Raw genomic sequence first — 24,027 nt, forward strand, 5'->3', positions numbered from 1 at the left:
CCGGTGTCGCCGGGTCAGTCCTCGCTGCCGGCGGCGGCCGGGAGCTTGCTCTGGATGAGGTCCATCACCGAGGAGTCGGCGAGCGTGGTGACGTCGCCGACGGCGCGGTTCTCCGCCACATCGCGCAGCAGGCGGCGCATGATCTTGCCCGAGCGGGTCTTCGGCAGCTCCTGAACCGGCAGGATCCGCTTGGGCTTGGCGATCGGGCCGAGCGTGCTGCCCACGTGGTCGCGCAGGTCAGTGACCAGGCTTCCGGTCTCGGAGGCGCTGCCGCGCAGGATGACGAAGGCCACGATGGCCTGGCCGGTGGTCTCGTCGGCGGCGCCCACCACGGCCGCCTCGGCGACCGACGGGTGCGAGACCAGTGCCGACTCGACCTCGGTGGTCGAGATGTTGTGGCCGGAGACCAGCATCACGTCGTCCACCCGGCCCAACAGCCAGATGTCGCCGTCGTCGTCCTTCTTCGCACCGTCGCCCGCGAAGTACTTGCCCTCGAAGCGCGACCAGTAGGTGTCGATGAAGCGCTGGTCGTCGCCCCAGATGGTGCGCAGCATCGACGGCCACGGCTCGGTGAGTACCAGATAGCCGCCTCCGCCGTTCGGGACCTCGTGCGCCTCGTCGTCCACGACGGTGGCGGAGATTCCGGGCAGGGCCCGCTGGGCGGATCCGGGCTTGGTGTGCGTGACGCCCGGCAGCGGGGAGATCATCATCGCGCCGGTCTCGGTCTGCCACCAGGTGTCCACGATCGGGCACCGGTCGCCGCCGATGTGCTTGCGGTACCAGACCCAGGCCTCGGGGTTGATCGGCTCGCCGACCGAGCCCAGGACGCGCAGGCTCGACAGGTCGAACTTCGCGGGGATGTCGTCGCCCCACTTCATGAACGTGCGGATGGCCGTGGGCGCCGTGTAGAGGATCGTGACGCCGTACTTCTGCACGACCTCCCAGAAGCGGCCCTGGTGGGGGGTGTCCGGCGTGCCCTCGTACATGACCTGCGTGGCGCCGTTCGCGAGCGGCCCGTAGACGATGTAGGAGTGCCCGGTCACCCAGCCGATGTCGGCCGTGCACCAGTAGACGTCGCTCTCCGGCTTCAGGTCGAAGACCGCGTGGTGGGTGTACGCCGCCTGCGTGAGGTAGCCGCCGGAGGTGTGCAGGATGCCCTTCGGCTTACCCGTGGTCCCCGAGGTGTAGAGGATGAAGAGCGGGTGCTCGGCGTCGAATGCCTGCGGGGTGTGCTCGGCGGACTGGCGGGCGACCGCATCGTGCCACCAGACGTCGCGGCCCTCGGTGAAGGAGGTGTCCTGGCCGGTGCGCCGTACCACGAGCACGTGCTCGACCTGCGGGCACTTGGCGACGGCCTCGTCGATGGCGGGCTTCAGGGCGCTGGGCTTGCCGCGGCGGTAGCCGCCGTCGGCGGTGATGACCAGCTTGGCGTCGGCGTCCTGGATGCGGGAGGCGACGGCGTCGGCGGAGAAGCCGCCGAAGACCACGGAGTGCGCGGCACCGATGCGGGCGCACGCGAGCATCGCGACGACCGCCTCGGGGATCATCGGGAGGTAGATGGCGACGCGGTCGCCGGCCTCGACGCCCAGCTCGGTGAGGGCGTTGGCGGCCCTGGAGACCTCGTCCTTGAGCTCGGCGTAGGTGATCGCGCGGCTGTCGCCGGGCTCGCCCTCGAAGTGGATGGCGACGCGGTCGCCGTTGCCGGCCTCCACGTGGCGGTCCACGCAGTTGTAGGCGACGTTCAGCCTGCCGTCGGCGAACCACTTCGCGAAGGGCGGGTTGGTCCAGTCGAGCGTCTCGGTCGGCTCGGTGGCCCAGGTCAGCCGCCGGGCCTGCTCGGCCCAGAAGCCCAGCCGGTCCGCGTCGGCCTGTGCATACGCAGCCTCTTTCACATTGGCGGCGGCGGCCAGATCGGCGGGCGGTGCGAACCGCCGCTCCTCCTTGAGCAGATTGGCCAGGCTCTCATTGCTCACGACATCTCCCTTTCCCAGGGTGTCCGTTGTGTCCCCGGGCATAGCTCATCAGTCTGCGGCCCAGGTGACAAGGGGTAACCTGAAATTGGTTTAGACCTATATCACGAAGGCGGCCCGCGCAGGAACGGCGTGCGAAGGGCCCCTCCCCGCTGCAGGGTGCGGGAAGGGGCCAAACGGTGGCACGGATATCGGAGGGTATCGGTTCAGGCGTGCTGGCCGACCGTGTCGAAGACCCTGCAGTCGAAGAAGTCATCCCCCTCGGACAGCAGATACGCCTGGGCCTCGCCCACGTGGAAGTACATCCCGTGCAGCTCCAGGGTGCCCTCCGCGAGCCTCCTGGCCACCGACTCGTGGGCCCTCAGGTGTTCCAGTTGCTGGACCACATTGGTCAGGCACAGCTGCTCCACCGCGTCCGCGGGGAGCCTGCCGGCGATCCGGGCCCAGGCGTGGTGGCGGCTGGACATCCGCGCCAGGCTGGGCAGTCCGTGCCGCAGCCAGCGGCGCAGCGGAGTCATCGCGACCCCGGGCGCCGAGCTGAGCAGGGCCTGCATGGCCCCACAGCCCGAGTGCCCGCAGACCGTGATGCTGTCCACCTGCAGCACGTCCACCGCGTACTCGATGGCCGCAGCGACGGAGTCGTCCGTGGACTCCGCGCCGGGCAGCGGCACCAGATTGCCGACGTTGCGCACGGTGAACAGGTCTCCCGGGCCGCTCGCCGTGATCATGCTGGTCACCAGCCGGGAGTCCGCGCAGGTGATGAACAGCTGCGAGGGCCGCTGCCCCTCGCGGGCCAGCCGGGCCAGCTCGTCCCGTACGTGGGGTGCTGTGTCGCGGTGGAAGGCGCTGATCCCGCTGGCCAGTTGGCCCGCGCCGCGCAGCCGGGGCGCCGGCGCCCCGGCCTGCCCCTCACCGCCCGCGGTGTCCGTGGCCGCCGCGGCCGCCATCGTCGCGGCCGTGGTGGCGGTACGGGTGGAAGCGGCGCGGTGGTCGCAGTGGTTCTGCCAGGGGGTCCAGGGACGGCAGCACTGGTGCGTCCCGCGCTGCTGGGCGCGACGCGACCGCTCGCCCTGGTGGCCGCCCTCGGCGTGGCGGACGTCGTGGCCGCTGCCCGGCGCGTGCGCCCCGCCCGGGACGTCGGCCCGGTCCGCTCCGTCGGGCGTGTGCGCTCCGCCGTCCCCGGTTTGTTCGGCCCCGGTGATCCGGGCTGCCTGTCCCGAGCGGCCGGTGACCTCCAGGGTTCCGCCGTGCGCCAGATGGGACAGCTGCCAGTCCCGGATGGTCTCGTAGGCCGCGTGGTCCATGAAGGAGCCGTCGAGCTCGAGCACGGCGTGCGCGTCGTGCGGGATCTGGCCCAGCACGCGGCTCAGCCGTGGCACCGCGAGGAAGGTCAACTGGCCGTGCGCCCGCACCTGGTGGGCGCCGCCGTCCAGCCGCTCCAGCGTGATCCGGGTCCGGGCGAGGCGGTGCAGGGCCAGGGCCACGGCGACCGCGATGCCCACGGCCACGCCCTCCAGCACCCCGCCGAGCACCACGGCCGCAATGGTCGTCCCGTAGACCAGGGCCTCCCGGTGCCGGGTGACGCTGCGCAGGTGCGTGATGCTGACCATCTGCACGCCCACCGCCATCACCAGGGCGGCCAGCGTGGCCAGCGGGATCAGGTCCAGGAGGGGCACCAGCAGGAAGGCCGCGAGCAGCACCCAGCACCCGTGGATCATGGTGGACTTCCGGCTGGCCGCGCCGGACTTGACGTTCGCCACGCTGCGCACGGCCACACCCGTGATGGGCAGCCCGCCCAGGGCTCCGGAGACGATGTTCGCCGCGCCCTGCCCGCGCAGCTCCCGGTCGAGGTCGGCGCGGGGCGGGCGGTTGTCCGTGCCCCGCTCGGAGGCGATCAGCTTGTCGGTCGCGACCGCCGAGAGCAGGGATTCCACACTTCCGACCAGGGTGATGGTCAGTACGGCGGCGATGAGGCCGAGGACCGGCCCCTCGGGCATTTCCGGAAGGGCGTGGCTGCGCCAGGACGGCAGGTCCACCCGAGGCAGGCTGAGCCCGGCCAGTGCGGCGACGGCGGTTGCCGTGGCGACGGCGGCGAGGGGTGCCGGCACCTTGCGCAGTGCACGGCCCGGCCGCCCGGGCAGCCGCGGCCAGCCGAGCAGGACGACCAGGGTCAGTGCGCTGACTCCGAGCGCCACCGGGTGCAGGTCCGCCAGCTGGGCAGGCAGGCCGAGGACGTTCGCCACGGCCGAGCTCTGCGGAGTGCCGCCGAGCACGATGTGCAGTTGGGCCAGTGCGATCGTCACGCCGATGCCCGCGAGCATGCCGTGCACGATGGCAGGGCTGACCATGAGCGCGGACCGGGCGGTGCGCAGGGCGGCGAGGCCGAGCTGACAGACACCGGCGAGCACGGTGATGGCGCACGTGGTGCGCCATCCGTACCGCTGGATCAACTCGGCGGTGACCACGGTGAGTCCGGCGGCCGGCCCGCTGACCTGGAGGGGGGCGCCGCCCAGGCGTCCGGCGACGATCCCACCCACCGCGGCCGCGACCAGGCCCGCCTGCAGAGGGGCTCCGGTGGCGAGGGCGATGCCGAGGGAGAGCGGGATGGCGATCAGGAAGACGGTGATGGAGGCGGAGAGGTCCGCGGGGAGGTCTTTGCGGACCCCTCGGGGTGTGCTGGTGGGGGAAGTGGCTGTCATGGGGTCCCGTCTCCTCGGGGATGAGGGGTGAAGCGGCGGGAATCTCAACACTCAGTAAATGGATGGTAATGGAGAGTAAAGATGAGTAGCGAACAATTCGGGCAAATGGACTACGAATTAGCACTCATGGGTGATTAAGCATTTTGTCCGGCTTGTCATACCTTCCTCGTCCGGGGCCGCATGGGACGTTGCGGCGCGGAAGTCCTGCGATGCAACAGCGAGGGAGAGGTGGGGCGGATGATCGCCGCCACGAAGAAGATCGCCGGCGGCCTGGTCGCCACGGCGCTGGTCCTGGGCGTCGCCGGGTGCACCGCCTCGGAACCCGCGAAGCGCCCGGCCGCCGGAGGCCCCAACGCGCTCAAGGCTGCACCTGAGGCCCCCGGCAGCGTCAACCGTCCCATCGGTGACGGCTCGACCGCGTACACCGGACCGCAGCCGAACGTGCGGAAGCCCCAGAAGATGAAGCCGGGGGAGAAGCCCCCGCAGTTCGTGGTGTTCTCGTGGGACGGGGCCGGCGAGGACAGTCAGAAGCTCTTCTCGCACTTTCGCGAGGTCGGCAAGAAGTACGACGCCCGGATGACGTACTTCCTCAGCGGCGTGTACATGCTCCCTGAGGAGAAGCGTTTCCTCTACACCGCTCCGCAGCACTCGCCCGGCCGCTCCGACATCGGCTTCGGCGACCTCCAGGGCATCAAGGACACTGCCGCCCAGGTCCGCGCGGCCTGGCTGGAGGGCAACGAGATCGGCACCCACTTCAACGGGCACTTCTGCGGGCCCGACGGCGGCGTCGGGACGTGGTCCGTGGAGGAGTGGAGGAGCGAGATCGACCAGGCCAAGTCCTTCGTCAAGAACTGGAAGACCAATGCGGGCCTGAAGAAGGAAGAGGCGCTCCCCTTCGACTACGACAAGGAGCTCATCGGTGCCCGCACCCCCTGCCTCGAAGGCCAGAAGAACTTCATGCTGGCTGCGAAGGACATGGGATTCCGCTACGACTCCAGCGGGATCAGCAAGCAGATCTGGCCCAAGAAGACCGATGGGCTCTGGGACATCCCGCTCCAGTTGGTGCCCATGCCGGGACGCGCCTTCGACACCCTGAGCATGGACTACAACTACATGGTCAACCAGTCCGGGACGACTTCGCAGGGCGACCCCTCGCAGCATGCCTACTGGGGCGACCAGATGCGTGACGGCCTGCGGCAGGCCTTCGACCGCGTCTACCAGGGCAACCGTGCGCCGCTGATCATCGGCAACCACTTCGAGTCCTGGAACGGCGGCACCTACATGCGTGCCGTCGAGGAGTCGATCAAGGGCATGTGCACGCAGAAGGAGGTCCGCTGCGTGCCGTTCCGGGAACTGGTGGACTGGTTGGACGCCCAGGACCCGAAGGCCTTGGAGTGGATGCGCACCCTCGACGTCGGCGAGGCGCCGAAGGAGGGCTGGACGAAGTTCCTGACCGTGGGGCCGCCGGCGCCGCCGGCCGCCCCCGCCGGCGTCAAGCCGGCTGCGGAGCCGGCCGAGGGGACTGGTGACGAGGGCTGACGACCTCCTCAGCGCTCGCGCCGCCGTCGATAGCGCCGGGGGTGCGCAGGCCCTCGCGCAGGACGAAGCCGGGGTCGACCTGCTCCGCCAGGTCGGCTCCGGTCCTGGCGTTGCCCCAGCTCTCGGCGTTCTTGAGGTGGAAGCCCACCATCTGCTCGGTGTACCGGGTCCAGTCGCGGTGCGCGTAGGAGTCGTCGGCGGTGTCCTGGAGCGCCTGGAACGCGAACCGATTGGCCGCCTCCAGCAGTTCGAAGGAGGCCGGGCGGCCCTTCTCCATCGCCCGCACCCAGTCGGAGTGTCCGACGGTGACCAGTAGGTCCTCGCCGACCTCGTCCTGGAGGAACTCGATGTCCTCGGGGCCCTGCACCTTGTTGCCGACGACCTTGAGGGCGACCCCGAAGTCCCGGGCGTACTCCTTGTACTGGCGGTACACGGAGACGCCCTTGCGCGTCGGCTCGGCGACCAGGAAGGTCATGTCGAAGCGGGTGAACAGGCCCGAGGCGAAGGAGTCCGAGCCCGCCGTCATGTCGACGACCACGTACTCGTCGGGCCCGTCGACGAGGTGGTTGAGGCAGAGCTCGACCGCACCGACCTTGGAGTGGTAACAGGCCACGCCCAAGTCGGCTTCGGTGAACGGCCCCGTCGCCATGAGGCGTACGGGCCCGCCGTCGAGCACGACCGTTCGCGCGCAGGCCTCGTACACCGGGTTGTCCTCGGTGACGCGCAGGAGGCGTGAGCCCCGGCCGGGCGGGGTGGTCTTGATCATCGTCTCCGCGGACGCGATGCGCGGGTTGGAGCCCCGCAGGTACTCCTTGATCAGGGGCAGGTGGGCGCCCAGGGCGGGCAGCGAGGCCGCCTCGTCCTCGGTGAGCCCGAGCGCGGCGCCCAGGTGCTGGTTGATGTCGGCGTCCACCGCGACGACGGGGGCCTCATTGGCGGCGAGGTGGCGGATGAAGAGGGAGGACAGCGTGGTCTTGCCGCTGCCGCCCTTTCCCACGAAAGCGATCTTCATGTTCACCAAGCGTAGCGGCTGCGTAGCGCTGAGTTGTCAAGGTGAGTGAAGAAGACCACTCCAAGGAGGGGTCGGTGTCGCGCCCGCACAGTGCGTAGGCTCCCTACTTATGAGTAGCGCTTCTGACCCGTTGGCCGCCCTGGCCGGGCTGCCGGGTGTCGCCGATTCCGTGGATTCCGTACGCAAGGCCGTGGACCGGGTCTACGGGCACCGGGTGATGCGCCGCCGCAGCGGTGAGATCACCTCGGAGGCCGCCCTGCGCGGCGCCCGCGGCAGCGCGGCGCTGTCCGGCGCGGACTGGGCTCTGGAAGAGGTGCGGCGGCGTACCGACTTCGGCTCGGAACCGGAGGCGCTCACCGTGGGGGCTGCGCTGCGGCTCACGGCGGAGGCCGGGCAGCTGCTCAGCATCTGGCGCCAGTCCCCGCTGCGCGTCCTGGCGCGCCTGCATCTCGTCGCGGTCGGCTCCACGGCCGGGGGCGACGTGGTGGGCCGCCCGCGCCTCGCCGGCGAGTCGGTGGTCGAGCCGCTGGTGGAGGCGCCGCTGCCGACGGCGGACGAAGTCGCCGGCCGCCTCGACGGCCTGTCCCGGATCGTCATCGCGGGCGGTTCGGCCCCGGCCCTGGTCACGGCGGCGGTCGTGCACGGTGAGTTGCTGGCGCTGCGGCCGTTCGGCTCCTACAACGGGCTGGTCGCGCGCGCGGCCGAGCGCATCGTCCTGATCAACAGCGGCCTGGACCCCAAGGCGATCTGCCCGGCGGAGGTCGGTCACGCCGAGCAGGGCGCCGAGGCCTATCTGGCCGCCTTCGCGGGCTATCTCTCCGGGACCCCGGAGGGTGTGGCGGCCTGGATTGCGCACTGTGGACGTGCGATCGAGCTCGGCGTGCGGGAGTCGACGGCGGTCTGCGAGGCCCTGCAGCGCGGCGCGGCCTGAACCGGTCGCGAGGTTCCGGGCCCGGACATGGGTTGCGGCGACACCGTACTGCTCTGGTGTCGCCGCTGGCACTTACGCCCAGTTACCAAGCGTCCTCGAAGGTTGCCCATCAGGTCGGGTACTTTGCCCGTCACCTGGTGCGGCTGGCCCGTAATCGACGGGTCGACGTCGCGTGGGTGCTCGGCGTTCATGCTTCGGTCCGTGGGCCTTACTGCGTTTTAAAGATGATCCTCTCGGATGTTCTTTGGTCTCGCGGGCCGTTGCTTTATTTGTACTCCGCTTCGCTGCTATGCGAAACCCCTGGCTCCACTTTTTACTTTCCGGACGACCGGGGGCGAACCGGGCAGCCTGAATCGGTGCAGGTGGGGCAATCAGCCTGAGGCGGCCGCCGACAGGGTGTGGGCCCGGCGGCGGCTCGCGTACCAGACGAGCCCGGCCGTGGCGGCTGCCGCGCCCACCGCTGCTGCGGCGATCAGCGCCGGGCGGGCGGGCATCGACAGCCCGGGGAGCCGCTGCTTCAGCCGGACGGGCCGGCTGAAGACCAGCACCGGCCATTCGCGTGCCGTCGCTTCCCGGCGCAGCGCCCGATCGGGGTTGACCGCGTGCGGGTGCCCGACCGCTTCCAGCATCGGGATGTCGGTCGCCGAGTCGCTGTAGGCGTAGCACCGGGAGAGGTCGTAGCCCTCGGACTCGGCGAGCTCCCGTACGGCCTCCGCCTTGGTGGGCCCGTAGGCGTAGTAGTCGATCTCACCGGTGAAGCAGCCGTCCTCACCCACGACCATGCGCGTGGCGACGACCCGGTCCGCGCCGAGCATCTCCCCGATCGGCTCGACCACCTCGGCTCCGGAGGTCGACACGATCACCACGTCGCGGCCGGCCGTGTGGTGGGCCTCGATCAGGGAGGCGGCTTCGTCGTAGATGATGGGGTCGATGAGGTCGTGCAGGGTTTCCGCGACGATCTCCCGCACCTGCTGCACGTTCCATCCCTTGCAGAGGGCGGACAGGTACTCCCGCATCCGTTCCATCTGATCGTGGTCGGCGCCGCCGGCCAGGAAGATGAACTGGATGTATGCGGTCCGCAACACGGCTCGCCGGTTGATCAGGCCGCCTTGGTAGAAGGACTTGCTGAACGTCAGGGTGCTCGACTTCGCAATGACCGTCTTGTCCAGATCGAAGAAGGCGGCGGTGCGGGGCGAGGAGTGCGGCATGGGCTGATTTTCCACGCACCGAGCATATGCGCCCACCATTCGGCGTAAGGTGTGGCGCGTGGGTTTGCCTGAGAGGGCTCTCGGGTACACCATGGAAGTCACGGATCGTTCGCGACCGTGCTAACCCGGTCTGGCTCCTCCCCCCCCGAGTCGGACCGTGGGGACGACCCCCGCTCTCCCCCCCGGCGGGGGTCGTCGCATGTCCGGACGCAGTTCGCGTCCCTTGCTCCGGCCCTGAACGGCCATCTCCTCGGCCCTCCTCCTGTGTGGGGCGCGCCGGTTCCGCACCCTCACCACGTCAGACTCGTGACGCTGCGTAGTGATTCCCGTGCGCTCTGGAACTCACCTGTGAGAGTGACCGGGTTATTCACAATCGATGGGTTGTCCACAGTTATTGGGCAAGATCCACTTCTTTTTCCCGATCCCTGCACGGTGATTCCAGCCGCGAAGTCCGCGGCGCTGGGGATTTGCAGTGAGAAGGGGGCGGAGATCGTGGCTCGATCGAAGTCGTGCGAAACGCCGAAGTCCGTGAGGAACGGAAGGGAGCAGGAGGCGGGCAGCGGCGCAGCAGCCGCGCCCGCGGCCGGGACCGCTGGGGGACGACCGCTGATCATCACCGAAGACCCCCTGCTGCTCGACGACTTGCTGCGGCTGTGCGCGGCGGCGGGGGCCGAACCGCACGTGCTCCACACGATGCCGGCGCGCGGCGGCGCGGTCGTGGAAGCGGAGGGCGGATCCGTCCCGAGCGGGGTCGATCCGGCCGTTTCCGCGACTGGCTTCAACACGGGCGGTGCTGGCTGGGAGTCGGCCCCTCTCGTGCTGGTCGGGGACGACGCCGCGAGGCGTGTGCGGGGTGCGCCGCGCAGGACCGGGGTCTTCCTCGTCGGACGGGACCCGGACGATCCCCTCGTGTGGCAAAGGGCGGTGGAGATCGGCGCCGAGGAGGTGCTGCGCCTCCCCGACGCCGAGAGCCGGCTCGTGGACCGGATCGCCGACGTCGTCGAAGGGGCCGGACGGCCCGCCCTCGCCGTCGGCGTGATCGGGGGCAGTGGCGGGGCGGGCGCCTCCACCCTCGCCTGCGCCCTCGCCGTCCGTGCCGCCCGTGCCGGTGAGCGGACCATGCTCATCGACGGCGACCCCTTGGGCGGCGGCATGGACGTCCTGCTCGGCGGCGAGGGTGCCGAGGGGCTGCGCTGGCCGGACTTCGCGGCCTCCCGGGGACGGGTCGGAGCCGGAGCGCTGGAGGAGTCCCTGCCCGAACTGCACGACCTGCGGGTGCTCAGCTGGGACCGGGGAGACCGTGTGGTCGTGCCTCCGGCCGCTGTCCGCGCGGTGGTGGCCGCGGCGCGCCGCCGGGGCGGCGTCGTCGTGGTCGACCTCCCGCGCCGGGTGGACGAGGCCGTGGCCGAGGTCCTCGCTCAGCTTGACCTGGTGCTGATGGTGGTGCCGGGTGAGCTGCGTTCGGTGGCGGCGGCGGGACGGGTGGCCGCCGGGGTGCGGATGGTGGCCCGGGACGTCCGCGTCGTCGTCCGGGGCCGCTGCCCCGGCGGTCTCGATCCGGAGTCCGTCGCAGGGCTGTTGGGGGCTCCGCTGGCCGGTGAGGTGCCCGTCGAGGTCGGGCTCCCGGGACGGGTGGCCGAGGGGGAGCCGCCGGGGGCGCAGGGGCGCGGTGCTCTCTCCCGCTTCTGCGACGGCTTCTGGCAGCGGGCCCTCGGCGCCGGTCAGGGGGTGCCGGCATGAGCGCGGTACTGCTGGACGCGGTGCGCCGGCGGCTTGCCGAGAGCGGGGCGGAGCCGACCCCGGCGCGGGTGGCGGCCGCCCTGCGCGCACAGGGCAGGCTGCTGGGCGACGAAGAAGTACTGGGTGCGGCAGCTGAGTTGCGCTCCGAACTGGTCGGTGCGGGCCCGCTGGAGCCGCTCCTGGCTGATCCGGAGGTGACCGACGTGCTGGTGGCCGCCCCGGACCGGGTGTGGGTGGACCGCGGGGGCGGGCTGGAGCTGACGGGGGTGACCTTCGACGACGCGGGATCCGTGCGCAGGCTCGCCCAGCGGCTGGCCGCTGTGGCCGGGCGGCGGCTCGACGACGCCCGGCCCTGGGTGGACGCCCGGATGCCCGACGGCACGCGGCTGCACGCCGTGCTGCCACCGGTCGCGGTCGGCTCGGCTTGCCTCTCTCTGCGGGTGGTGCGGCCGCGGGCTTTCACACTGGACGAGCTCGTCGCGGCGGGCACGCTGCCACCGGGCGGGCAGCGGCTGTTGCGGGACATGGTCGAGGCCCGGTTGTCATTCCTCGTCTCCGGCGGGACCGGGACCGGCAAGACCACTTTGCTCAGTGCCCTGTTGGGGCTGGTCGGGCCGGGCGAGCGGATCGTGCTGGCCGAGGATTCGGCCGAGCTGCGCCCCGACCATCCGCACGTGGTGCGGCTGGAGACCCGGCCGGCCAATCAGGAGGGGGCGGGGCTGGTCACGCTGGCGGACCTGGTCCGGCAGGCGCTGCGGATGAGGCCCGACCGGCTGGTGGTCGGCGAGGTGCGCGGCGCCGAAGTGGCGGACCTGCTCGCGGCGCTGAACACCGGTCACGAGGGGGGATGCGGCACGGTGCACGCCAACGCGGCCGCTCACGTCCCGGCCCGGCTGGAGGCGCTGGGGACGGCCGCGGGGCTCGACCGGGGCGCACTGCACAGCCAATTGGCCGCCGCGCTGACCCTGGTGCTGCACCTGGTGCGGGACCGGGAAGGGCGGCGCCGGGTGGCCGAGGTGCATGTGCTGGAGCGGGACGCCGCCGGACTGGTGGTGACCGTACCGGCGCTGAGGTGGGCAGCCCGGGGCTTCGTACGGGAGCAGGGCTGGGACCGGCTGCGCCCCCTGCTGCGAGGTGCCCGGTGAGCGCCGGGGCGGTGCTGCCGCTGCCGCTGTTCGCCGGAGTGCTGTGCGCGGGCGCGGCCGCCTGGGGGATCACCGGCGGCGACCGGGGGTCCCGGCGGGCCAGGGCGGTGCTCGCCGGAGGGTGGCAGCCGCCCGGGTGCGGACGCCCGCCGCGCCGCGAGCTGCTGCTGGGCGCCCTGCGGGTGCGGGCCGGGCGGTGGCGGGAGTGGGCCTGCCTCGCGGCCGGGGCGGTGATCGCGGTCCTGGGCGGGTCGGTGCTCCCGCTGCTGGTCGGGGCGGGAGCGGTACCACTGGTGCGGCGCTGGCTGCGGGCGCGGGCGTGCGAGCGGGCCCGCACCGCCCGGGCCGCCGAGGTGGTGGCCCTGTGCGGGGCGGCGGTGGGCGAGCTGCGGGCCGGAGCCCAGCCCGGGCAGGCGCTGACGGCGGCCATGCGGCGGACGGCCGCCGGCCCGGGTGGTCCGGGTGCGGCGGAAGCGGGTGTGCTGGCTGCCGCGGCGTTCGGCGGGGATGTGTCCGGGGCGCTGCGCCAGGCGGCCAAGGAGCCCGGAGCGGAGGGGCTGGCCGGGATGGCCGCCTGCTGGCGGGTGTCGGCGGACGGCGGTGCGGGGCTGGCCGCCGGGCTGGACCGGCTGGAGGGAGCCCTGCGGGCCGAGCGGGACCGGCAGGAGTCGCTGCGGGCCCAGTTGGCGGGCGCGCGGTCGACGGTGCTGGTGCTCGCGCTGCTCCCGCTGGTGGGTCTGTTGATCGGCACCGGGCTGGGCGCGAACCCGTTGCGGGTTCTGCTGCACACCCCCATGGGGTGGGGCTGCCTGCTGGCGGGCGGGGTGCTGGAGGCGCTGGGGCTCTTGTGGTGCCGGCGGATCGTCCGGGCGGGCGAACGGTGATGGCCGGATTCTTCGTCCACAGGCTGGGGATCGTCCTGGGTGCGGCGGCGGCCCTGTGGATGGTGTCGGCTTTGGCGGCGCGGGTCAGGGAGCGCGCCGTCCGGCGCAGGACCGCGGCGCTGCTGGGTGCGCGGTCAGTGCCGCGCGGGCCGGTGTCGGATTCCGTGCTGCGAAGGGCGGCGGTGGCGTGGGCCGCTCCGGCCGGGGCGCTGCTGGCGGGCTGGGTGCTCGTCGGCGGAGCGACCGGTGCGGCTGTCGGCTGTCTGGCCGCGGCCGTGGTGCGGCGCCTGCGGTCCGGGCCGCAGACGGCCCGGGCGGATCCGCAGGAGGGCGAGCGCCAGCTGCCGTTCGCCGCCGATCTGCTGGCCGCGTGCCTGGCGGCCGGAGCCGGGCCGGTGGAGGCGGCGGAGGTGGTGGGCGAGTCGCTGGGCGGACCGGTGGGCGAACGGCTTGCGAGCGCCGGGGCGGAGCTGCGGCTCGGCAGCGAACCGGGTTCGGGGTGGGGGAGGTTGGCGGAGATACCGGGTGCCCGGGGACTCGCCGAATGCCTGGAGCGGGCCGCGCGGACCGGTGCGCCCGCGGCGGAGCCGATGTCGCGGCTCGCCTCCGGGCTCCGGGAGGACCGGGCCCGCCGGGCCGGGGCCAGGGCGCAGCGGGCGGCGGTCCTCGTCACCGCACCGGTGGGGCTGTGCTTCCTTCCCGCATTTCTTTCGATCGGGGTCGCGCCGGTGGTGATCGGTATGGCCTCAGGACTTCTCTCCAGCCCCTGAAGTCGCAATGACCACACAAATAACGGAAATCCACAGGAGACTGCCATGAGGATCATCTGGTTTCGTGTGCGGACGGCTCTTGCCGGCCGCCGGAGTGATACGGGGATGTCCACGTCGGAATACGCGATGGGCACGATCGCGGCCTGTGCGTTCGCTGCCGTTCTCTACAAGGTGGTGACGAGTGACGTCGTCGCCACGGCCCTTCAGTCCACCATCGGGAAGGCGCTCGATGTGCCGTTCTGAGGAGAAGTCCGGTGGCCGCGGCCGGGGAATGCGGGACCGGGGATATGTGACGGCGGAGGCGGCCCTGGTGATTCCGGCGCTGGTGCTCTTCGCGGCGTCGCTGGTGTGGGCCCTGATGGCGGCGGCCGGACAGATCCGGTGCGTGGACGCGGCCCGGGCGGGCGCCCGGGCCGCGTCCAGGTCGGAGCCCCCGGAGGTGGCGGTGGCGGCGGCCCGCGAGGCCGCGCCGGCGGGGGCCCGGGTGGAGCTGGAGCGGGTGGGCGACCTCTGGCGGGTGCGGGTCGTGGCGCCGGCCCCGGGGCCGGCCGGCATACCGCTGCGGCTGGGCGCGCAGGTGGTGGCCCTCGCCGAGGACAGCGTGGGGCCGCCACCGTGAGCCGGAACCGCGACCGGGGCTCGGCCACGGTCTGGGCGGCGCTGGTGGCGACGGCGCTGGGCGCGGTGTTCGCGGGCGTGCTGCTGCTCGGCCAGGCCGTCCTGGCCCGCCACCGGGCGGCGGCGGCAGCCGACCTGGCGGCGCTCGCCGCGGCGGCCACCTGGGCGCACGGGCCGGACACCGCCTGCACCACGGCGCTCCGGGTGGCCCGGGCGCAGGGTGCGGAGCTCGCCTGGTGCCACCTCGGGGGCGAAGTCGCCGACGTGGCCGCCCGGGTCGCGGCGGGCCCGTTCAGGCCCGAGATCCGAGCCCGCGCGGGGCCGCCCCGGGAGCCGACGGGCTGACGCCGTGCCGCGCCGGGGACCTGCCGGGGAGAGCCCGGCGAGGTGTGGGGTGGGAGCGCACCGGCGCAGCCGGGGGCCGAGGTGCGCCCCCGGGTGTGTCCCGCGGGTCAGGGGGCGGGGGAGGGGTTCCGCGGGGACTCGGAGAGGAGGCGGGTGAGCAGTCGGACGGCACCGCGTTTGTGCAGGGGGTCGTTGCCGTTGCCGCACTTGGGGGACTGGATGCAAGACGGGCAGCCGGACTCGCACTCGCAAGCGGCGATCGCGTCGCGGGTCGCCGTCAGCCAGGCGCGGGCCGTGTGGAAGGCCCGCTCGGCGAAGCCGGCGCCGCCGGGGTGGCCGTCGTAGACGAAGACCGTGGGGAGGAGGGTGTCGGGATGCAGTGGCACGGACACGCCGCCGATGTCCCAGCGGTCGCAGGTGGCGAACAGCGGCAGCATGCCGATGGCGGCGTGTTCCGCGGCGTGCAGGGCGCCGCCGAGGATTTCGGGGTTGATCCGCGCTTCGTCGAGCTGGTCCTCGGTCACCGTCCACCAGACGGCCCTGGTGCGCAGGGTGCGGGGCGGCAGGTCCAGCTTGGCCTCGCCGAGGACCTCGCCGGTGATCAGTTTGCGGCGCAGGTAGGAGACGACCTGGTTGGTCACCTCCACGGAGCCGAAGCAGAGCCGGGCCGAGCCCCAGGGGATCTCGGTCTCGGTCTCCAGGACGGAGAGGGAGGTGGTGTCCCGGGCCGTGGTGGAGAAGGGCGGGTCCGCCGCCTCCACGAGGGCCGCGGAGCCCTCCAGGTCCAGGTGCCGCACCAGGTAGGTGCGGCCCTGGTGGAGGTGGACGGCCCCCTCGTGGACGGCGGTGTGGGCCGCCGATTCGTCGACGGTGCCCAGCAGCCGTCCGGTGGAGGCCTCGACGATCTGCACCGGGCGACCGCCGCCGCCCCGAATGTCGGTCAGGTCCGAGGCCCGCTCCCGGCGGGTCCAGTGCCAGCCGGTCGCCCGGCGGCGCAGCAGCCTGGCCGCCTCCAGCTGGGGCAGGAGCTCCCCGGTGGCCGGGCCGAAGAGCCCCAGGTCCGCTTCGGTCAGCGGGAGCTCCTCGGCCGCCGCGCACAGGTGGGGGGCGAGGACGTACGGGTTGTCGGGGTCCAGGACGGTGGCTTCCACCGGTTGGCGGAACAGTGCTTCCGGATGGTGCACCAGGTAGGTGTCGAGCGGATCGTCCCGGGCGATCAGCACCGCCAGGGCGCCCCGGCCCGAGCGCCCGGCTCGGCCCGCCTGCTGCCACAGGGAGGCCCGCGTTCCCGGGTAGCCGGTGATCAGTACGGCGTCCAGGCCGGAGACGTCCACGCCCAGCTCCAGGGCGGTCGTGGCGGCCAGTCCCAGCAGCTCGCCGGAGTGCAGCGCCCGCTCCAGGGCCCGGCGCTCCTCGGGCAGGTAGCCGCCCCGGTAGGCCGCGACCCGCCGGGGCAGGGACCGGTCCACCTCCGCGAGGCGTTCCCGCGCGATCACGGAGATCAGCTCGGCGCCGCGCCGGGAGCGCACGAAGGCGACCGTCCGGACGCCCTGGATCACCAGATCGGTCAGTAGGTCGGCGGTCTCCGCGGTGGCCGTACGGCGGACGGGGGCACCCTTCTCGCCCCGCAGGTCGGTGAGCAGCGGCGGCTCCCACAGGGCGAAGACCACCTCGCCGCGCGGTGAGGCGTCGTCGGTGATCTCCGTCACGGGTACGCCGGTCAGCCGGGAGGCGGCGGACGCCGGGTCGCTCGCGGTGGCGGAGGCCAGCAGGAACACCGGATCGGAGCCGTAGCGGGCGCACAGCCGCCGCAGCCGGCGCAGGACCTGCGCCACGTGGGAGCCGAACACCCCGCGGTAGGTGTGGCACTCGTCGATCACCACGTAGCGCAGGGCGCGCAGGAACGCGGACCAGCGCGGGTGGGCCGGGAGGATCCCGCGGTGCAGCATGTCGGGGTTGGTCAGGACGTAGTTGGCGTACTGGCGCACCCATTCGCGCTCCTCGACGGGCGTGTCCCCGTCGTAGACCGCGGGGCGGATGGCGTTGCCCAGCGGGGCGGCCAGGTCCCTTACGGCACGCCGCTGGTCGGCCGCCAGGGCCTTGGTGGGGGCCAGGTACAGGGCGGTCGTGCCCCGGCCGTTCGGTGCCTGCGCGCCGTCCGCGAGGGCCGAGAGGACGGGGGCGAGGTAGGCCAGGGACTTCCCCGACGCGGTGCCGGTGGCCACGACGACGGACTCGCCGTCCAGGGCGTGCTCGGCGGCCGCGGCCTGGTGTTCCCACGGATGGCCGATCCCGGCGGACTGGATGGCCGCTACGACATCCGTTCGGATGCGGTCGGGCCAGACTGCATGACGGCCCTCCCGAGGGGGCAAGTGCTCCGTATGGGTGATGCGCGCAGAGCGGGAAGGCCCCCGTGACAGGCGGTCCAGGACCGTGCCGGGGGTGGGTCGGGAGTCCGCGTCTGCCGTGGGCCGTCCGGGACCGTGAGTGTTGGCCATCGGGACCGAGTGTGTCACCGGCGTGCGGGACAATGGTCGGAAGGCGTCGTGCGCGCCTGCCGGTAAGTGATTGAATGCCATTGCGGCAGCCAATCCCTCACCTACCTTCGGGTGGGGAGGCCCCTGGGGGGCGCCGCTCGATAGCAAGGTGCTGGAGGATCCGTGGACCTGTCCCTGTCGACTCGCACTGTCGGCGACCGTACGGTCGTGGAGGTCGGTGGCGAGATTGATGTGTATACCGCGCCCAAGCTGCGCGAGCAGTTGGTCGAGTTGGTGAACGACGGCAGCTACCACCTGGTCGTCGACATGGAGCGAGTGGACTTCCTCGACTCCACCGGACTGGGTGTGCTCGTGGGAGGTCTCAAGCGCGTCCGTGCGCACGAGGGTTCGCTCCGCCTGGTGTGCAACCAGGAGCGCATCCTGAAGATTTTCCGCATCACCGGTCTGACCAAGGTGTTCCCGATCCACACCACGGTGGACGACGCCGTCAACGCCACCGACTGACGGCTCCAGGCGGCCCCCGGCAGTCTCCGGGCAGCTTGGGGGCCGGCAAGGAGAGCAGGGGCACCGGGCCATTGACGGTCCGGGCCTCTGGCAAGGCACGCCCGTAGTCCGAGGGGGATGCGCATGGCCACCGTTGAACTGCGCTTCAGCGCCCAGCCCGAACACGTCCGGACGGCCCGCCTGGTCGCGGCCGCCGTGGCGCGCAGGGCCGGCGTGGAGGAAGCCGTCCTCGACGAGGTCCGCCTCGCCGTGGGCGAGGCCTGTTCGCGTGCCGTCGGACTCCACCGGAGCAACGGGCTGGTCGCACCCGTGCGGGTGGTGCTGACCGAAGAGGACAAGACGTTCTCCATCGAGGTCGGCGACGAGGTGCCCGGCCCCGGCGGGATCCCCGCCGACACCGTGTCCGGCATGGCCGCCGTCCAGGACTCCGACGGGGACACCGAGGACGAGATGGGGCTCGCGGTGATCAGCGGGCTCGTCGACGACGTCGAGGTGACCAGTGGGGAATCGGGCGGGACCATCCGGATGAGCTGGCCCGTCTCGGCGCCCTCCGATCTTTCGTGAGATCCGCGGAGCGCGCATTCCCTCCTATCTTCTGATCTTTATCAAGGCCCTGCTGAGCAGGGCCTTTTTCATTTCCCTGGATCAATGACCATCCGTCAACGCCTTTGCCCCATTACCGCTTTCGAGGGTAATGGAGTGACGTGATCTATTGCTGAGGAGCAGGAGCACGCCAATTGTGTTTCCTGCGCACTGTTTTGATCGGTGTGCGCTCCCTACAATCCGTCCACATCTTGAGCTCATCACGTCAAGGAGGACGAATGACGGGGCTCTTCACCCCTCTCGCGCCGGATAGCGCCGCTGATCTGGCATCCGCAGTACTCACCGATGACAATCGGCTCATCGTGATGGTCATTGCGGCCGTCGCACTCGCCGCACTCGTCGTCGCGCAGTTCCTGGTCCGCCAGGTCCTCGCCGCCGACGAGGGAACCGACAGCATGAAGAAGATCGCCGCCGCCGTCCAGGAAGGCGCCAACGCCTACCTCGGCAGGCAGCTGCGCACGCTGGCCATCTTCGCCGTCGTGGTCTTCTTCCTGCTCTTCCTGCTCCCCGCCGACGACTGGAATCAGCGGGCGGGACGCTCCGCCTTCTTCCTCGTCGGCGCCATCTTCTCGGCGGCCACCGGCTACATCGGCATGCGCCTCGCGGTCCGCGCCAACGTGCGCGTCGCCGCTGCCGCCCGCCAGGCCACCCCCGCCGAGGGGGAGCCCGCCAAGGACCTGACCACGGTCTCCCACCAGGCGATGAAGATCGCCTTCCGTACGGGTGGCGTGGTCGGCATGTTCACCGTCGGGCTCGGCCTCCTCGGCGCCTCCTGCGTGGTCCTGGTCTACGCCGCGGACGCCCCCAAGGTCCTGGAGGGCTTCGGTCTCGGCGCCGCCCTGATCGCGATGTTCATGCGCGTCGGCGGCGGAATCTTCACCAAGGCCGCCGACGTCGGCGCCGACCTGGTCGGCAAGGTCGAGCAGGGCATTCCGGAGGATGACCCGCGCAATGCCGCGACCATCGCCGACAACGTGGGCGACAACGTCGGAGACTGCGCCGGAATGGCGGCCGACCTCTTCGAGTCCTATGCCGTCACCCTCGTGGCCGCGCTCATCCTCGGCAAGGCCGCCTTCGGCGACCTGGGTCTGGCCTTCCCTCTGATCGTCCCCGCCATCGGCGTCATCACCGCGATGATCGGCATCTTTGCGGTCTCCCCGCGCCGCAGCGACCGCAGCGGCATGACCGCCATCAACCGCGGCTTCTTCATCTCGGCCGTGATCTCCCTGGTGCTGGTCGCGATCGCCGTCTACGCCTACCTGCCGTCCAGCTACAAGGACCTCGTCGGCGTCGAGAACGCGGCGATCACCAACCACGCTGGCGACCCGCGCGTCCTGGCCGTCGTCGCCGTCGCCATCGGCATCGTGCTGGCGGCCCTGATCCAGCAGCTGACCGGCTACTTCACCGAGACCAACCGCCGTCCCGTCCGGGACATCGGCAAGTCCTCCCTGACGGGTGCCGCCACCGTCGTTCTCGCCGGCATCTCCGTCGGCCTGGAGTCCGCCGTCTACACGGCCCTGCTGATCGGTCTCGGCGTCTACGGGGCGTTCCTGCTCGGTGGTACGTCCATCCTGCTCGCGCTCTTCGCGGTGGCCCTGGCCGGTACCGGCCTGCTCACCACGGTCGGCGTCATTGTCGCGATGGACACCTTCGGGCCCGTCTCCGACAACGCCCAGGGCATCGCCGAGATGTCCGGCGACGTCGAGGGCGCCGGCGCGCAGGTCCTGACCGACCTGGACGCCGTCGGCAACACCACCAAGGCCATCACCAAGGGCATCGCCATCGCCACCGCCGTGCTCGCCGCGGCCGCGCTGTTCGGCTCGTACAACGACGCGATCGCCGCCGCGGTCAAGGAGGTCGGTGCCAAGGCCGGGGAACTGAACCTCAGCCTGGACATCGCACAGCCCAACAACCTCGTCGGGCTGATCCTGGGCGCGGCCGTGGTCTTCCTGTTCTCCGGCCTCGCCATCAACGCGGTCTCCCGCTCCGCGGGCTCGGTGGTCTACGAGGTGCGCCGCCAGTTCCGCGAGCACCCCGGGATCATGGACTACAGCGAGAAGCCCGAGTACGGGCGCGTCGTCGACATCTGCACCAAGGATGCGCTGCGCGAGCTCGCCACGCCCGGTCTGCTCGCCGTCCTGACGCCGATCGCGGTGGGCTTCTGCCTCGGCGTGGGCGCGCTCGGCTCCTTCCTCGCCGGTGCCATCGGCACGGGCACGCTGATGGCGGTCTTCCTCGCCAACTCCGGCGGCGCCTGGGACAACGCGAAGAAGCTGGTCGAGGACGGCCACCACGGCGGCAAGGGCAGCGAAGCCCACGAGGCGGTCGTCATCGGCGACACGGTCGGCGACCCGTTCAAGGACACCGCCGGACCGGCGATCAACCCGCTGCTCAAGGTCATGAACCTGGTGGCGCTGCTGATCGCACCCGCCGTCGTGCAGTTCAGCTACGGCCCGGACACCAGCCCGACCGTACGGGCGATCGTCGCGGTCCTCGCGATCGGCGTCATCATCGGCGCCGTGTACGTCTCCAAGCGCCGCGGGATCGCGGTGGGCGACGACAGCGACGGGACGGCCGAACGGGTGGCTCAGTCGGCCGACCCGGCGACGGTCTCCTGACCGAGGCACCACTCGAAGGACGGGCCCGGCCGGGCAGGGCCGGCCGTGCGCCCGAACGGCGGACAGGCGGCGCGGACTGACGCGCCGTCCGTCCGCCTTTGCGCGTCCCCGGATGGCAGGCGTGTATCTTCCGGGCCGAGAGCCTTCGAAGGGACCAATCCGGTGAACAAGAAGCTTGCAGCCGCGTTGTCGGGCAGTGCCGTGCTGATGCTCGTGCTGTCCGGCTGCGGCGGGGACGACGGCGACGAGAAGGCCAACGCCTGGGCCAAGAAGGTCTGCGACCAGTGGCAGCCCGAACTCAAGAAGATCGAGACCGCCAACGCCGACATCAAGCGCGTGGCCACGGAGAGCAGCAAGCCCGACGAGGTCAAGCAGACGGACTCGGCTGCCTTCGCCACCATGTCCGAGTCGTACAAGACGATGGGCGGCGCCCTGCAGCAGGCGGGTGTTCCGCCGGTCAAGGACGGCTCCACGACCCAGGAGGCCGCCGTCAAGGGCTTCGAGGCGACCTCGAAGGGGTACGCCGACCTGAAGGCGAAGATGGACGCCCTCGACCCGGCGGACAAGACGAAGTTCGCCGACGGCCTCAAGGAGGTCGCGGGCGGTCTGCAGGAGGCGAACAAGGGCGGCCAGGACGCGCTCGCCACGCTCAACGCGGGCGGTCTCAACAAGGCCATCAGCAACCAGAAGGGCTGTCAGGTCGCGGCTCCGTAGGCCGTCCGGCAGTCACCGGCGACGCAGGACCGTACGGGGCGCGCACCGTACGAAGACCCGGGCGGCCGGGCTCCCGGGAGGGGGCCGCGGCCGCCCTTTCGTACATCCGGGCCCGTGGTGAGCGGCGGGACGGGCCTCAGCGGACACAATGGACGGGTGAGTACCACCAGCCTCCCCACCCCCGACCACGCCGCCGAGCTCCGCAGCGCGATGCTGGCCGCCGGCTTCACCGCCGACGGGCTGCTCGACCTGCTCGGCGCTCCCGCCTACGCCGCGCTGGCCCGCAGTGAGACGGTCCCCGCCCTGCGCGCCACCCGGGGCGGCGGAGACGGCCCACTCGCGACCCTGGTCCGGCTGTTCCTGCTTCAGCAGCCCGTGCCGTACGGGCACGCCGCTGCGGCGATGCCGGTCGGGGCGGCCCTGGCCGACGGCTGGCTGCGGCGCGAGGATGCCGCCGACGGCGAGGGCACCGTGCACGCCACCGTGGACGTGCGTCCCTACGGCGGTCCCGACGGCGAGGACTGGTTCATCGTCTCGGACCTCGGCTGCGCGGTCGGCGGGGCCGGCGGGATCGGCAGCCGGGAGGAGGGCGTCGTCCTCGGAGTCGGAGGGGCCTCCACCACCCTCGCGGGCATCACCGTGCGCACGCCGGTCGGCTCCGCGCTCGACGTCGGCACCGGATCCGGTATCCAGGCGCTGCACGCCACCCGGCACGCGACGAGGGTCACCGCCACCGACGTCAACCCCAGGGCCCTCGGATTCACCCGTTTGACGCTGGCCCTCTCCGGGGCGCCGGAGGCCGAGCTGCTCACCGGCTCGCTCTTCGAGCCGGTCGGCGACGCGACGTACGACCTGATCGTGTCGAACCCGCCGTTCGTGATCTCCCCGGGCGCCCGGCTGACCTACCGCGACGGCGGGATGGGCGGCGACGACCTCTGCCGGACCCTGGTCCAGGAGGCGGGAGCCCGGCTCAACCCCGGCGGGTACGCGCAGTTCCTCGGCAACTGGCAGCACGTCGAGGGTGAGGACTGGCACGACCGGCTCCGCTCCTGGGTGCCGCGCGGCTGTGACGCCTGGATCGTCCAGCGCGACGTGCAGGACGTCACCCAGTACGCGGAGCTGTGGCTGCGCGACGCCGGCGATCACCGCACCGACCCCGCCGAGTACGCGCGGCGGTACGAGGAATGGCTGGACGAGTTCGAGGCCCGCAAGACCAAGAGCATCGGCTTCGGGTGGATCACCCTGCGCCGGACGGACGCCGCCGAGCCCTCGATCGTGGTCGAGGAGTGGCCGCACACCGTGGAGCAGCCGCTCGGCGAGGCCGTCCTCGCCCACTTCGCCCGTCAGGACTACCTGCGCGAGCACGACGACGCGGCGCTGCTGGAGGCCCGCTTCGTGCTGGTGGAGGAAGTGGTCCAGGAGCAGGTCGGCGCGCCCGGCGCGGAGGACCCGGAACACGTCGTGCTCCGGCAGAACCGCGGAATGCGGCGCGCCACCAAGGTCGACACGGTCGGCGCGGGCTTCGCGGGAGTGTGTGACGGCTCACTCAGCGCCGGGCGGATCCTCGACGCGATCGCGCAGCTGATGCAGGAGGATCCCGTGGTGCTGCGGGACCGGACTCCGGAGGCCATCCGGCTGCTGGTCGAGCAGGGTTTCCTGGAACCCGTGGCGGGCCCCGGGCGGGAGCCGGCACCGTGATGTAACCCGTGGCGGGCCCCGGGCGGGAGCCGGCACCGTGATGTAACCCGGGGTTCGCCCGGCGTATCCCCAAGGGCGGCAGACTGGGGCGCAGCGGGGTCCGGGGGGGGTCCCGAGAGTGGCCCGGGGGTGCGGGGGAAGGGCGTGGAACGCGGTCCGGCGATCTTCGCGGGGCTGTGATTCCCGCTGTTCGGGGCTGCTCTGTAGGCCTGGACGGGAGCGCGCACCGGCCGCTGTGCGCCGGTGGTCGCGCGTGCGCGCCCCGTCACGGTCGAACTCCTGCTTCCGCTTGCTTGCGGGGTTTCCCGGCGGGCTTCGTGGGCCTTCGGGGACGCGGCACCGGCGCGGGGCCAGACGGCCCCCCGGCCACTCGGCCCGGTGATCGCGACGGGTCCGGCGCGGCATCCGGGCGGCAGAAACGGCACTTGTCGGGTTACCGTTCGAGTGGCCGTTGCGGGCTTGTGCCGTTTGACACGGGGGCGGGTTGTACCGTCACACTCCGCAGCGTCGCCGTACTGCGACCGAGTGCCG

19 protein-coding genes are annotated in these 24,027 nt (G+C 72.0%); 14 read left to right on the forward strand and 5 right to left on the reverse strand.

Going from position 1 to position 24,027, the window contains the following annotated elements; genetic code table 11:
* Positions 1-14: 14 nt before the first annotated feature.
* Together acs and R4Z63_RS17290 are read right to left on the reverse strand one after the other, a co-directional pair.
* On the reverse strand, positions 15-2,015 hold the full coding sequence (gene acs, locus R4Z63_RS17285) for an acetate--CoA ligase (protein WP_384446057.1): 2,001 nt from the start codon (positions 2,013-2,015) through the stop codon (positions 15-17).
* 161 nt (positions 2,016-2,176) lie between these two features.
* Positions 2,177-4,669, reverse strand: a complete 2,493-nt coding sequence (locus tag R4Z63_RS17290; protein ID WP_384446058.1) for a SulP family inorganic anion transporter — start codon at positions 4,667-4,669, stop codon at positions 2,177-2,179.
* A 237-nt stretch (positions 4,670-4,906) separates the two neighbouring features.
* On the opposite strand from R4Z63_RS17290, the gene R4Z63_RS17295 reads away from it, so the two are divergent.
* Positions 4,907-6,208: a polysaccharide deacetylase family protein gene (locus R4Z63_RS17295; RefSeq protein ID WP_037921012.1), complete on the forward strand. Its 1,302-nt coding sequence runs from the start codon at positions 4,907-4,909 to the stop codon at positions 6,206-6,208.
* Here R4Z63_RS17295 and R4Z63_RS17300 read toward each other — a convergent pair.
* A complete protein-coding gene (locus R4Z63_RS17300) occupies positions 6,162-7,220 on the reverse strand; it encodes an ATP-binding protein (protein WP_384446059.1) in 1,059 nt (352 codons plus the stop codon). The genes R4Z63_RS17295 and R4Z63_RS17300 overlap by 47 nt on opposite strands.
* 109 nt (positions 7,221-7,329) lie before the next feature.
* On the opposite strand from R4Z63_RS17300, the gene R4Z63_RS17305 reads away from it, so the two are divergent.
* The gene (locus R4Z63_RS17305; RefSeq protein ID WP_037921014.1) at positions 7,330-8,151 is read left to right on the forward strand and encodes a Fic family protein; all 822 of its coding nucleotides are present in this window, start codon (positions 7,330-7,332) and stop codon (positions 8,149-8,151) included.
* Between the two features lie 371 nt (positions 8,152-8,522).
* Here R4Z63_RS17305 and R4Z63_RS17310 read toward each other — a convergent pair whose 3' ends face one another.
* Positions 8,523-9,359, reverse strand: coding sequence for an HAD family hydrolase (locus R4Z63_RS17310; RefSeq protein ID WP_037921017.1), 837 nt, complete (start codon positions 9,357-9,359; stop codon positions 8,523-8,525).
* Positions 9,360-9,887: 528 nt separating this feature from the next.
* Between R4Z63_RS17310 and ssd the strand changes: the two genes are divergently transcribed.
* Genes ssd through R4Z63_RS17345 form a run of 7 tightly spaced genes read left to right on the forward strand, consistent with a single transcriptional unit; the run spans position 9,888 to position 14,861 of the window.
* Entirely contained in the window at positions 9,888-11,099 is a 1,212-nt protein-coding gene (ssd, locus tag R4Z63_RS17315) for a septum site-determining protein Ssd (protein ID WP_384446060.1), read from the forward strand.
* A complete protein-coding gene (locus tag R4Z63_RS17320; RefSeq protein ID WP_037921029.1) occupies positions 11,096-12,244 on the forward strand; it encodes a TadA family conjugal transfer-associated ATPase in 1,149 nt (382 codons plus the stop codon). Before ssd ends, R4Z63_RS17320 begins: the two co-directional genes overlap by 4 nt.
* Positions 12,241-13,128, forward strand: coding sequence for a type II secretion system F family protein (locus tag R4Z63_RS17325; RefSeq protein ID WP_384446061.1), 888 nt, complete (start codon positions 12,241-12,243; stop codon positions 13,126-13,128). Before R4Z63_RS17320 ends, R4Z63_RS17325 begins: the two co-directional genes overlap by 4 nt.
* Positions 13,128-13,898, forward strand: coding sequence for a type II secretion system F family protein (locus R4Z63_RS17330; RefSeq protein WP_384446062.1), 771 nt, complete (start codon positions 13,128-13,130; stop codon positions 13,896-13,898). Before R4Z63_RS17325 ends, R4Z63_RS17330 begins: the two co-directional genes overlap by 1 nt.
* A gap of 45 nt (positions 13,899-13,943) precedes the next feature.
* Positions 13,944-14,141 (forward strand): DUF4244 domain-containing protein, encoded by a 198-nt coding sequence (locus R4Z63_RS17335; RefSeq protein ID WP_384446063.1) that lies wholly within the window; start codon positions 13,944-13,946, stop codon positions 14,139-14,141.
* The gene (locus R4Z63_RS17340) at positions 14,128-14,517 is read left to right on the forward strand and encodes a TadE family type IV pilus minor pilin (RefSeq protein WP_491522559.1); all 390 of its coding nucleotides are present in this window, start codon (positions 14,128-14,130) and stop codon (positions 14,515-14,517) included. The genes R4Z63_RS17335 and R4Z63_RS17340 overlap by 14 nt, the downstream gene beginning before the upstream one ends.
* On the forward strand, positions 14,514-14,861 hold the full coding sequence (locus R4Z63_RS17345) for an Rv3654c family TadE-like protein (RefSeq protein WP_384447300.1): 348 nt from the start codon (positions 14,514-14,516) through the stop codon (positions 14,859-14,861). Before R4Z63_RS17340 ends, R4Z63_RS17345 begins: the two co-directional genes overlap by 4 nt.
* Positions 14,862-14,968: 107 nt before the next feature.
* On the opposite strand, the gene R4Z63_RS17350 is transcribed toward R4Z63_RS17345, so the two are convergent.
* Positions 14,969-17,440: a DEAD/DEAH box helicase gene (locus R4Z63_RS17350; protein ID WP_384447302.1), complete on the reverse strand. Its 2,472-nt coding sequence runs from the start codon at positions 17,438-17,440 to the stop codon at positions 14,969-14,971.
* An 81-nt stretch (positions 17,441-17,521) separates the two neighbouring features.
* On the opposite strand from R4Z63_RS17350, the gene bldG reads away from it, so the two are divergent.
* The 5 genes from bldG to R4Z63_RS17375 all read left to right on the forward strand — a co-directional run bounded on the left by bldG (position 17,522) and on the right by R4Z63_RS17375 (position 23,496).
* Positions 17,522-17,863, forward strand: coding sequence for an anti-sigma factor antagonist BldG (gene bldG, locus R4Z63_RS17355; RefSeq protein WP_030028781.1), 342 nt, complete (start codon positions 17,522-17,524; stop codon positions 17,861-17,863).
* Between the two features lie 123 nt (positions 17,864-17,986).
* A complete protein-coding gene (locus R4Z63_RS17360; RefSeq protein WP_037921040.1) occupies positions 17,987-18,427 on the forward strand; it encodes an ATP-binding protein in 441 nt (146 codons plus the stop codon).
* A 257-nt stretch (positions 18,428-18,684) separates the two neighbouring features.
* Entirely contained in the window at positions 18,685-21,084 is a 2,400-nt protein-coding gene (locus R4Z63_RS17365) for a sodium-translocating pyrophosphatase (RefSeq protein ID WP_037921043.1), read from the forward strand.
* A gap of 162 nt (positions 21,085-21,246) precedes the next feature.
* Positions 21,247-21,798: a hypothetical protein gene (locus tag R4Z63_RS17370; RefSeq protein WP_037921045.1), complete on the forward strand. Its 552-nt coding sequence runs from the start codon at positions 21,247-21,249 to the stop codon at positions 21,796-21,798.
* A 156-nt stretch (positions 21,799-21,954) separates the two neighbouring features.
* Complete coding sequence (locus R4Z63_RS17375; protein ID WP_384447305.1) at positions 21,955-23,496, forward strand: DUF7059 domain-containing protein; 1,542 nt, start codon at positions 21,955-21,957, stop codon at positions 23,494-23,496.
* The last annotated feature ends 531 nt before the right edge of the window (positions 23,497-24,027 follow it).

It is taken from the genome of Streptomyces sp. PL-29 (genome assembly GCF_058344425.1).